The sequence below is a fragment of the Shewanella subflava genome (genome assembly GCF_025971955.1).
GTDB classification, from domain to species: domain Bacteria; phylum Pseudomonadota; class Gammaproteobacteria; order Enterobacterales; family Shewanellaceae; genus Shewanella; species Shewanella subflava.
Map to the genome: position 1 here is coordinate 23,110 of NZ_JAPDMX010000033.1, position 11,791 is coordinate 34,900.

The following is an 11,791-nucleotide window of genomic DNA, read 5'->3' on the forward strand; positions in this document are numbered from 1 at the left end:
GCACATTGTTCTGTATCTTACGCGCAAGACCAAATAAAGCGCTGTTTAAACAAAAAACACAAAGCTGAATGATTTTTACAGAAAATATACTATTAATCATAATCTTATAACAACTTCAAAAAATCTGACTTGCTCATGGGTTTATAATAAAAATACCCTTGTACCGCCTGAATTTGTTGTTGTTTTACAAAATCCAATTGACTTTGGGTTTCGACCCCTTCGGCAATAACGGTCAAATCTAACGCACGGCTCATACTGACAATCGCTTCAACTAATGCTTTATGTCTGGGATCGGTTTCTAGTTGATGAATAAACGATTTATCGATTTTTATTTGATCAACAGGAAAACTCACTAAATAGGATAATGATGAATATCCCGTCCCAAAATCATCAATTGAAATACGGATGCCTCTTTGTCGTAATAATGACAACAGTTCACAAACCGCTTTCTGTTGTTTCATCATTAAGGATTCGGTAATTTCTAAGGTGATCATTTCATAAGGAAATACGTCAATATTAAGCTGTTCTACAACCTGATCAAAAAACTGTAAAAAACGAGTTTGAAGTTCTAACGACCAAAACTCCAATGTGGACACGTTAACCGATATAGGCACATGTAATCCTAGTTTTTTTAACTCAATCGCCATCATAACAGCTTGGGTCTTCACCCATTCGCCAATTTCAACAATGACACCTGAATGTTCTGCTATGGGAATGAATTCGACAGGAGATATATATTGCCCTTTGTGACACCAACGCAATAAGGCTTCCGCTTTGACAATTTTGCCGTTCAACGGGTTGACGATTGGTTGATAGAATAATTCTAACTCATTTTGGCTGATGGCTTTTTTTAAATGCAGATGCAATTGCGCAGTTCGTTCTGCTTGCAATTGTATTTCCTGATTGAAGAATTGATAACAGTTTCGACCACAAGCTTTGGCGTTATACATAGCCTGGCTGGCACAGTTAAGTATCAACTCAGCCGTTGTTGCATCGCTTGGGAAAGTTGCAAAACCACTGCTAATCGCCACGGACATGGTTTGATTAGACACAGACATTTCTTTGCCGATGGTGGCTTTAATTGTTTCAGCAAAGTCGGACAATTTATCTGTGCTTTGATATCCCGGCAGGACAATCGCAAACTCATCTGCAGCAATACGCGCAGGCAAGCTATTATCGGGTAAAACCTCTAATAACCTCTTCGCCACCGTTTGTAGCACTTGATCGCCATTATCCGAACCTAATGTGTCATTTATTTGCTTAAAGTGATCTAAATCTAAAATCATCATACTGAATGGTTCAATTTCACCATCCAAACGTTGAGACTCACTTATTAAGCTGTCCATTTTTTTAAACAGATATTTACGATTTGCAAGACCCGTGAGTTGATCGTAATGGTTTTGGAAATCAATTAATTTCTCGGTCGTTTTACGGGCTGTGATGTCGGTTATCATCCATGCATAACAATTTTGCTGTGTTAAAGAATCACGGATAACGGTGACAACCAACTCGATATCACTAATATCATTAATATTTTTTCGCGCTTTAAGCTCACCTTGCCATGAATGCCCCCGACCAATTGCATTGAACAGTTCTGTCACTAACTCAGAGTTTGAGGGTTTAAGGTAAGTGCGCACGTTAAAATAGTTATTGTTAACGTCATAGAGTGTGGTCGATTGGGCAAAACTGGGATTACAGGTCAAGACTGCATTTTGTTCATTGGTGATAACTAACGCAATCGGTAAGCTTTCAAAAATTTTGCTACTCAAGCGCTGTAAGTGCAAGCCTCGACTACGTTCAATCGCCAAACTGGCTAACCTTGCCGCTTCTTGAATTAAGTTTAAATCTTGAGCCGTGGGCGATTTAATGGTGTCGTAGTACATCGCAAAGGTGCCTAGCACATTGCGCATACTATCAAATATTGGCTCTGACCAACATGCTCTGAGGCCCGCTTTGAGAGGGAGTGATTTGTAATCCGCCCAATTAGGGTGATTTTCAATATCTTCAACAATGACGCGTTGTTGAAGATAAGCCGCCGTGCCGCATGAGCCAACATTTGGACCAATCACCACGCCATTGATTGCTTCGTTATAATCACTTGGTAAATTGGGTGCTGCGCCGGATAATAATCTTGTGCCATCATCACTCAATAACAGTACTGAGGCACGGGTACCTATTTTTTGTGCCTCGATCAACAATACCAAACTGTGGAGCATTTCACCTAATGGCAGCCCTTCAAGCACCATGTTCAATATGGCACTGTAACGTTCAAGGCTAGATTTGTGCTCATCCGTATGCACAACTCCTGAAACCGCTTTGATCTCTATTTGACCTGAATCCATACTGCTCCGCATTAACTGATGATAAGAAAAAGCTCGATATAAAAATCACCTACTTCAGATTATGCGTAATAGCAGATTTTATCAAACAATAGTTACAGTAAACAAACAACCCATTAACAGATGTTAATCGCTAATAGTCTAAGTTACTCGGCATTTCTGATCATTTTTGCCAGATAAAAACCATCAAAACCTTGTTCTGAAACTAAAATAGTTTCGTCCTCAATTAAGCTAAAATGAGGGTTATCACGTAAAAAGCGATCAACTTGATTACGATTTTCATCCGGCATAATTGAACAAGTCGCGTAAATGAGCATGCCGCCCACTTTGACCATTCGGCTATAGCTATCAATAATCTGTTTTTGTAAATCAATCAGCACCGGCAGGCGCTCTGCTGTATCACGCCATTTGGAATCAGGGTTACGCTTTAATACCCCTAAGCCTGAACATGGTACATCTAGCAAAACACGATCAGCAGTCAACTTTAAGCGTTTAATCGTTTTTGAACTAGCAATAATACGCGTTTCAACGTTATGTGCCCCTGCTCTTTTGGCACGGGTTTTCAGATTATCCAGTTTCCACTGTTCGATATCCATCGCCAATAATCGCCCTTTACCTTGCATCTGAGCTGCAATATGTAAAGTTTTCCCCCCCGCGCCGGCACAAGCATCTACTACTCGCATTCCGGGTTTAGCATCAACTGCTGCCGCCACTAATTGCGAACCAGCGTCTTGCTGCTCAAATAACCCTTTTTGAAAGCTATCTGTTCTGAATAATGCAGAATCGGATGTCACTTCAAGGGCACTGTCGACGGTGGCGACGATTTGGGTATCTACCCCCTCTTTAGCAAGACTTGTCATCAGCTTTTCACGGTTTGTTTTTAATTCATTAACACGAATGAAACGACGAGGAGCTTGCGTTAATGCCGCCCGTTCAGCTGGCCATTTATCACCTAGCTGCGCTTGACCTAGCGTGTCTAGCCATTCTGGGCACCCATCCCACAGTGTAGGAATTAATTTAGCCGCTTCAATTTTTTCATTCAGTTGCTTTTGATCAACTTGTAATGAATATTGCATTTTAGGCAACGCAAGCCCATGGAATAAATGCCAGCCATTGAGTAACTTTGACCCTAAACGGTCAAACTCATGCTGCTCAATATCAACGATAAAACAATACAGATTTAAGCGTCGAAGAATATCTCCTGCAACAAACGTGATTCTAGCTTGTTCTGAAGGCTCAAGTTTTAAACCCGAGAAGTTATGCGAATAAGCCCGGTCCAAAGGTTTTCCTTGGCTTAACACCATAGTTAACACATTTAACACTAGCTCAGAAGAACTACCAGATAGAGGAAAAGTCAGCATAACACTCTCAATTTAGAAACAAGATTAAAAACAATGTATGGACAAATACTGTCATTATCAGCGCCATGAATAGTTTGCTCACGCGTTTGTTGAAGCATCATAAGTTTAGCAACCAACAAGCCTAGGCTTACTATAAACACAAGCATTGGTTAAACGAATCTTTCAATAATGGGTATAAATGGCCTATTGGCGCCGATCATAGGTATTAACCGCAATGATAGCAATAAAAAAGCGACCAACTAAGGTCGCTTTAACAAAGCTAAATCGTTAACCAGGCACTTTACGCTACATCTTAGCGCCTTTAGCGCCGTAGAAAAGGATGAAGGCATAACAGATCACCGGCAAAATAAACGCTGGCTGTAAACCCATGTTGTCCGCCATCACACCCTGTAATAAAGGTACTATCGCGCCGCCAACAATAGCCAAACATAAAATGCCTGAACCTTGTGAAGTATGCGGGCCTAAATCACGTAACGCTAAGCTGAAAATGGTTGGGAACATAATCGAGTTAAATAACCCGACAGCCAAAATAGCCCACATGGCCACTACACCTTGGGTGTTCATGGCGACTAATACAAGTAGCGCCGCCATTAGGGCGTTAAACGCTAATACAGTACCAGCTGGAATTTTTTGCATCACCGCAGAACCGATAAATCTTCCCACCATCGCCCCGCCCCAGTAATAGGCAATATAATTAGCGGCATCGGCTTCTTTAAGTCCTGCGATGCTTTCTTCACCCAAAAAGCTCACTAAAAAGCTACCAATAGACACTTCAGCGCCCACATAAACAAAAATACCCACAGCCCCTAACACAAGGTGCATTGACTGCATGGCACTGGTTTTTCCATTATGAGTTATTTTTCCTGACTGCGCTGGTTCAGTATGTTCAACAATTTTGGGCAATGAAAGTTTTGAAAAAATCACCGCTAATACCGCCAACATTCCAGACAACAGTAAATACGGTAACTTAACAACATCCGCCTCAGCTTGTGCATGCGACAAATCCGCTGTGGCACCCGATGCAACAGATAAAATCAGTACCGCACCAAAAAATGGCGCTACCGTGGTGCCTAGCGCGTTAAAAGCCTGGGTTAAATTAAGACGACTGGATGCCGTTTCTACACTGCCAAGAGCGTTAACATAAGGGTTGGCCGCAACTTGTAAAATGGTGATTCCCGAAGCAAGTACAAATAGTGCGCCTAAAAATAATCCATAAACAGCAAAATCGGCGGCGGGATAAAATAAAGCGCAGCCCAAACTTGCGATAGATAACCCAGTAACAATTCCCTTTTGATACCCTAGCTTTTTAACTAAATTGCCTGCTGGAAGCGACACTAAAAAATACGCCCCAAAGAAGCAAAACTGGATCAACATCGCCTCAGTGTAACTCAGCGAGAAAACCGATTTTAAGTGTGGTATTAAAATGTCGTTTAAACAGGTGATAAATCCCCACATAAAAAACAACGAGGTAAGCGAAACCAAAGCAAAACGGTAATTGTCGTTTCCACTGGAGGATACGGCAGATGCGTTAGAGGGGGCTGAAAGCGCCATAAATATATTCCTTTATTCATTATTGTTATTGAACCGCTGATAAACAAACGCCGATAAAATGCAATCGGCGTGTGTACTTTATTTTATATTAGCAAAATAACATCCAAATGGCGGCAACTCGATAGTGTTACCAACCAGTTTACCCGCTAATAAACCATGTTCATTTAACTCTGCACTCAATTGATATTCATCACAATTGAATGAGGTATTTTGATCGGAAAAATTAAATAAAACTAACATTTTTTGTTCAGCTAACTGGCGCTCAAACGCGAGAATGGCATCATTCGCATCAACAAAGTGAATATCGCCGCTGATCAGTATCGGTTGTTGTTTTCTCCATGCTAAAAACCGTCGATAACTATTCAGTGTTGACTCTGGCATCGACTCTTGAACATCGACTGCTTTTTCAGCATGCGCAAGTGGGATCGGTAACCATGGCGCGACCTTCGAAAAACCCGCTTGAACAGCATCTTTAAACCAAGGCATTGGGGTTCGACAGCCATCACGACCTTTGAACATCGGCCAAAAAGCGATGCCAAATGGGTCTTGCAGTTGTTCAAATTCAATTGGAGCTTCTGTTAAGCCTAATTCTTCGCCTTGATAACTGCAGACACTACCGCGTAATGAAAACAACATGCCGTTTAGCATTTTCACTAAATCAGGATTCGACTCACCTTTGCCCCAACGTGTAGCCACGCGCTGCACATCATGGTTGCCAATGGCCCAACACGGCCAACCGTCGCCAATACTGGCTTCTAATTCTTCAACGGTTTGGCGAATATAGGCGGCACTAAAATCATCTGTTAACAGTTCAAAGCTATAAGCCATGTGTAAGCGCTCGTCGCCTTGGGTATATTCGGCCATGGTGGCAAGCGAATCTTCAGATGACACTTCGCCTAAAGTGACAGCCCCAGGGTAGCGATCAATTAATGCACGTAATTCTTCAATAAATCCAACGGTTTGATGGCGAGTATTATTGTAGTAATGGTACTGATAAGCATACGGATTATCTTCGCTAAAACCTCGGCCTTGACGTTGATCTTTGGGTTTAGCGGGATTGTCGCGTAATTGCTCATCATGATAACAAAAGGTAATGGCATCTAACCTAAATCCATCAACCCCTTTTTTCAGCCAAAACTCCACGTTGTCCAATACCGCTTGGCGAAGATCATCACAATGAAAATTAAGATCGGGTTGGCTTTTGAGGAAGTTGTGCAAATAATATTGCTGACGACGTGGTTCCCACTCCCATGCGCACCCACCAAAAATGGCGAGCCAGTTATTCGGAGCACTACCATCCTCTTTAGGATCGGCCCACACATACCAGTCAGCTTTAGGGTTAGTTCGATTTTGGCGGCTTTGCTCAAACCAAGCATGTTGATCTGAGGTATGACTCAGTACTTGATCAATGATGATCTTAATATTTAAGTTGTGGGCTTTGGTGATCAGCTCATCAAAATCAGCCATGGTGCCAAACATAGGATCGATATCTCGATAATCACTGATGTCGTAACCAAAATCTTTCATTGGTGATGTAAAGAATGGTGAAATCCAAATCGCATCCACATTTAGACTTGAAATGTAGTCGAGCTTTGCAATGATCCCTTGTAAGTCACCTACTCCATCATCGTTCGAATCCATCAAACTGCGTGGATAAACTTGGTAAATGATACCGCCGCGCCACCAGGTTACTTGACCCATTACATTCCCTCTAAATGATGCTCAACACTGGCAAGTTACACCCAAACTGTTAAACACATGTTGCGACGCTTTAACGCGCCATCGTTATTTTGTTGTTCAACGAGGATACGTGAATTTAGAAATCAGGTTCAATACACCTGCATACGTATGCATTAAAATAGTTATTAATTTCACTCGGCGAAATTTGATAGATAATCAATATATACATAAACTTAAACAAACAAATTGATATCAAAAGCCAGTTAACAAAATGTAAAAAAACAGTCAATATTAATGCGCATACCTTTTGAATACGTATGCATAATATTGTCGGCAAAACAATCCTAGGAGTAGTATCGTCACTGTTGTGCAACAATTTGGTCATAACTTCAGCGCTTATGCAGTCAATTAAGACGGCTGATACAAAAACACAATAAAGACTGTAACCAAAATCATAAGGATTGCTAACGACTTGATCTGGACATATCAAGGTTAAGCATTCAATAAAGGGGAAAGATGAATGTTGCTTTTTAAACCGAGCCTACTCACATTAGCGTTAGCTGCTGCAGGTGCTAGTATAAGTGCCTATGCTGCTGACGATGCTACAAACACCGCCACTGCTGATGAAAATATCGAAGTGGTTAAAGTCACTGGTATTCGCCGCAGTTTACAAGAATCACAATCACTAAAGATGTCTTCATCTTCTATTGTTGAAGCGATTTCTGCTGAAGATATTGGTAAATTACCTGATGTATCAATTGCCGAGTCACTCGCCCGTTTACCAGGTGTATCGGCACAGCGTCTTGATGGTCGTGCCAACGTCATCTCAATTCGCGGTATGGGCCCAGATTTCACCACTGCAACACTAAATGGTCGCGAGCAAGCCTCGGTTAACGATAACCGTGGTGTAGAGTTTGACCAATACCCTTCTGAATTATTAAATCGTGTTGTGGTATATAAAACACCTGATGCTACCGTAATGGCACAAGCCATTGGCGGTACAGTTGACATGCAAACCATTAGCCCACTTGCCCATGGTGAGCAAACGTTTGCCGTAGGTCTTCGTGGTGAAATGAACGATCTAGGCTCACTGAACAGTGGTTCAGATGACAAAGGTTACCGTGGCAGTGTTTCTTATATTGATCAATTTGCTGACGACACCGTGGGTATTGCCTTAGGTTATGCTCGTATGCAATCGCCTAACCAAGAAGAACGTTGGCAAGCATGGGGCTACCCTGAAAATGCAGCTGGCGACAGTGTATTAGGTGGCGCTAAGCCATTCGTCCGCTCAAGTGAACTTGAACGTGATGGCTACTTAGGTGTTTTAGAATATGCTCCGAATGATGTTTTCCATTCAGTGGTTGATGTGTATTACTCAAAGTTTACCGATGATCAACGCTTACGTGGTATTGAAATCCCCTCTGCATGGGGTGCTAACGGTGGCGTTGAAGCGATAAAATCGGAAGCAGGCTTAGTGACCGAGGGCGTGATCCGTGGTGCGGAAGTCGTAGTCCGTAACGATGTTAACAAGCGTGATGCAGAATCATTATCTGTAGGTTGGAATAACAAATTCCAAATCAATAATAACTGGGCTGTCGAGGCCGATGTCGGTTATTCAAAAGCAAAACGTACCGACATTGGTATGGAAAGCTACAGCGGCACAGGTCGTGGCACGGGTGTGGGTGCAGTTGACGACTTAGGTTTTGTTAACAACGGCAATGGCGGATATACATTTAGCCACGGTTTAAACTACGCCGACCCAAATGTTATCAAACTTGGCGATCCATTAGGATGGGGCAGCCCATTAGGGGCTAACACCCAAGATGGATTTATCAACAAGCCAGAAATTGAAGATGAATTAAAGTCATTCCGTTTAAGTGCTGAATATGTATTAGATAGCAGTGCTTTACGTAGCGTTGAATTTGGCGTCAACTATACTGAACGTGATAAGTCTAAATTAGACAAAGGCTACTTCTTAACGCTCAAAGGTTATGATGGTACTAACCCTAATTACACCATGGCAGTGCCAGAACAATACCTACTTTCGCCAACATCGCTTGATTTCTTTGGTATGGGTAATGTGCTTAGCTATGACTCGTTAGCTTTCTATAATGACGGTAATTACACTGAAACAGACGTGGCCGATGTTGATGCCAGCCGTGCAGTTAACTCTTGGGATGTCAGTGAAGAAGTGACCACTGCGTTTGTCATGGCTAACATCGATACTGATGTTTACGATATTCCTTTAACTGGTAATGTTGGTATTCAAGCTGTGATGACTGATCAGAGTTCAAATGGAACAGCATCAACTTTAGAAGGTGGCGAATTAGTCACTAATGCTAACTATGACAGCGCATCTTATACAGAATGGTTACCCAGTGTTAACTTAGGTTTTGCTGTTGCTGATAGTCAAATGATCCGCGTTTCTGCTGCACGTACCTTAACGCGTTCGCGCATGGATCAAATGAACTCTAACATTGGTTACAATTATGAAGAAAATCCTACAACGGGCGTCAATTGGACGGGTAATGCGGGTAATACTCAGCTTCGTCCTTGGTTAGCACGTCAGTACGATATCAGTTATGAAAACTACTTCAGTGACCAAGGTTATTTTGCAGTAGCATTATTCTATAAAGATTTAGAAAACTACACTTACAAGCAAACATCATTTATTGATTTCACTGACATAGTGCCACCACAAAACCCAACCGATAATCCAATTGGTAGTTTTGAACAATGGCAAAATGGTGATGGTGGTTATGTTCAAGGTGTTGAAGCGTCATTATCCGTCGATTTTGGTATGTTTGCTAATGCACTTGAAGGCTTTGGTACCATACTTAGCGGTTCTTACAATGATAGTGAAGTAAAAGAAACCCCTGATAGCGAAGCAACAACGTTACCTGGCCTTTCTGAAAAAACCTTTAACGCCACCGTTTACTATGAAAACTCAGGTTTTGAAGCGCGCGTCAGTTCTCGCTACCGTAGTGACTTTTTGGGCGAAGTCACCGCTATCAGCTTAACGCGTCAAAATGTTAATGTTAAAGCTGAAACGGTTGTAGATGCACAAGTGGGTTATGACTTTAGTGAAAGTGGTATTGATGCCTTATATGGTTTATCAATATTATTCCAAGTTAACAACTTAACCAACGAGCCATTTACGTCATACACAGGTGATGATCAGCGTTTAGTACGTGATTATCAAAACTATGGCCGTAACTATATGTTAGGCGCGAACTACAAGTTCTAATCTAACGGCGACAAAAAAGCCTCTGTAACCCGTTACAGGGGCTTTTTTAGCTTATATCAGTGATGAATAATATGAATAAAAACAAAGTTAAAGACATTGTCATTGTAGGTGGAGGCACATCAGGCTGGATGACCGCGGCCATGCTCGTGCGTCTTTTTAAAAGTCAATTAAACATCACCTTAGTTGAATCTGAAGTTATCGGCACAATCGGTGTCGGTGAAGCAACCATCCCCCCGCTGCAAATATTCAATAGCGTATTAGGGATTAAAGAATCCGATTTTATTAAACAAACCCAAGCAACCTACAAGCTGGGTATTGAATTTGCAAATTGGGGTAAGCAACAACAAGCTTATATGCATGCCTTTGGCAATATTGGCAAAGACATTGGCTTTACTCAGTTTCATCATTACTGGTTAAAGTCCAAGCCATTGCAAGCTAGCGATTTTTGGCAATACTCACTAAATTATCAAGCGGCGAAACACAATAAATTTGAGGCAATCGATACCCTAGCGGGCTCACCGCTGGCAGGGATCACCCATGCTTATCACTTTGATGCAGGACTTTATGCCAATTTATTAAGGCATTACAGTGAAAACTTATCCGTAAAGCGAATTGAAGGCCTGATCACTTCAACTCAATTGAGCAACAATGGCCATATAGAATCAATTACATTAGCTGATAACCAATGCATTAAAGGTGACTTGTTTATTGATTGTTCAGGGTTTTCAGCCTTACTTATCGAAAAGCAATTACAAGTTGGTTATGAGAACTGGCAGCATTGGCTGCCCTGCGATAGTGCTTATGCAGTGCAATGCGAACGCGTGGACGACATCATCCCTTACACACGCTCGATAGCCCATGATGCAGGCTGGCAGTGGCGCATACCTTTACAAAATCGCACCGGAAATGGCTTAGTCTATTGCAGTAAATTTATCTCGGACGACGACGCAAAAGCCCTATTACTAGATAATTTAGATGCTAAACCATTAACTGAACCACGCAAAATACAGTTCACTACGGGGCGTCGTAAGCTGCAATGGCATAAAAACTGTGTCGCGATTGGATTATCAAGTGGATTTTTAGAACCACTAGAGTCCACCAGCTTGCATCTTGTACAGTCAGCTATCATTCGCCTGACTAAATTATTTCCCCATCAAGGGATCCAACAAGCCAATGTTGATGAGTACAACCGTCAATCGGCATTAGAGTTCGAACAAATTCGCGATTTTATTATATTGCATTATCACGCAAACCAACGCAGCAACACTTCAGGTAACCAAGCAGATTTATGGCAACAATGCCGTGAAATGCCGATCCCTGAATCATTAAAAAATAAGATAGCGTTATTTGAAGCAACCGGCACAGTCATGCGCCATCAAGATGAGTTGTTTACTGAGGCGGCCTGGGTTCAAGTGATGTTAGGACAAGGCATTATGCCTAGGGATTACAACCCGCTTGCTAACAGCATTCAACCGCAGGATCTCAGCGAATTTTTAACTAACGTGAAAACCATTATAAAACGAGCGGTTGATAACATGCCCGATCATGAACAATTTATTCAACGGCTTTAATACCCTTTTTGCCGTTAATCTGTTGTTACTCAAAACAAAACG

Annotated in this window: 6 protein-coding genes; 2 read left to right on the top strand and 4 right to left on the bottom strand. The window is 41.8% G+C overall.

Features of this window, described 5'->3' with window-relative positions:
• Nucleotides 1–104: 104 nt before the first annotated feature.
• From OHT75_RS15920 to OHT75_RS15935, 4 genes are all read right to left on the bottom strand, one after another.
• On the bottom strand, nucleotides 105–2,342 hold the full coding sequence (locus OHT75_RS15920) for a sensor domain-containing phosphodiesterase (protein ID WP_264728384.1): 2,238 nt from the start codon (nucleotides 2,340–2,342) through the stop codon (nucleotides 105–107).
• A 143-nt stretch (nucleotides 2,343–2,485) separates the two neighbouring features.
• Entirely contained in the window at nucleotides 2,486–3,700 is a 1,215-nt protein-coding gene (locus OHT75_RS15925) for an RsmB/NOP family class I SAM-dependent RNA methyltransferase (protein ID WP_264728386.1), read from the bottom strand.
• Nucleotides 3,701–3,985: 285 nt separating this feature from the next.
• Nucleotides 3,986–5,251 carry a sugar MFS transporter gene (locus OHT75_RS15930; RefSeq protein ID WP_406682042.1) on the bottom strand — a complete coding sequence of 422 codons (1,266 nt, stop codon included), beginning with the start codon at nucleotides 5,249–5,251 and terminating at the stop codon, nucleotides 3,986–3,988.
• Between the two features lie 78 nt (nucleotides 5,252–5,329).
• Nucleotides 5,330–6,952: an alpha-glucosidase family protein gene (locus tag OHT75_RS15935; protein WP_264728388.1), complete on the bottom strand. Its 1,623-nt coding sequence runs from the start codon at nucleotides 6,950–6,952 to the stop codon at nucleotides 5,330–5,332.
• Between the two features lie 499 nt (nucleotides 6,953–7,451).
• Between OHT75_RS15935 and OHT75_RS15940 the strand changes: the two genes are divergently transcribed.
• Nucleotides 7,452–10,178 (top strand): TonB-dependent receptor, encoded by a 2,727-nt coding sequence (locus tag OHT75_RS15940; protein WP_264728390.1) that lies wholly within the window; start codon nucleotides 7,452–7,454, stop codon nucleotides 10,176–10,178.
• 71 nt (nucleotides 10,179–10,249) lie between these two features.
• Nucleotides 10,250–11,749 carry a tryptophan halogenase family protein gene (locus OHT75_RS15945; RefSeq protein WP_264728393.1) on the top strand — a complete coding sequence of 500 codons (1,500 nt, stop codon included), beginning with the start codon at nucleotides 10,250–10,252 and terminating at the stop codon, nucleotides 11,747–11,749.
• The last annotated feature ends 42 nt before the right edge of the window (nucleotides 11,750–11,791 follow it).

Excerpts from the sequence above, each read along its gene's own strand:
- OHT75_RS15945 (WP_264728393.1), top strand. The coding sequence starts at position 10,250 with ATGAATAAAAACAAAGTTAAAGACATTGTCATTGTAGGTGGAGGCACA.
- OHT75_RS15935 (WP_264728388.1), bottom strand. The coding sequence starts at position 6,952 with ATGGGTCAAGTAACCTGGTGGCGCGGCGGTATCATTTACCAAGTTTAT.
- OHT75_RS15940 (WP_264728390.1), top strand. The coding sequence starts at position 7,452 with ATGTTGCTTTTTAAACCGAGCCTACTCACATTAGCGTTAGCTGCTGCA.
- OHT75_RS15930 (WP_406682042.1), bottom strand. The coding sequence starts at position 5,251 with ATGGCGCTTTCAGCCCCCTCTAACGCATCTGCCGTATCCTCCAGTGGA.
- OHT75_RS15925 (WP_264728386.1), bottom strand. The coding sequence starts at position 3,700 with ATGCTGACTTTTCCTCTATCTGGTAGTTCTTCTGAGCTAGTGTTAAAT.
- OHT75_RS15920 (WP_264728384.1), bottom strand. The coding sequence starts at position 2,342 with ATGGATTCAGGTCAAATAGAGATCAAAGCGGTTTCAGGAGTTGTGCAT.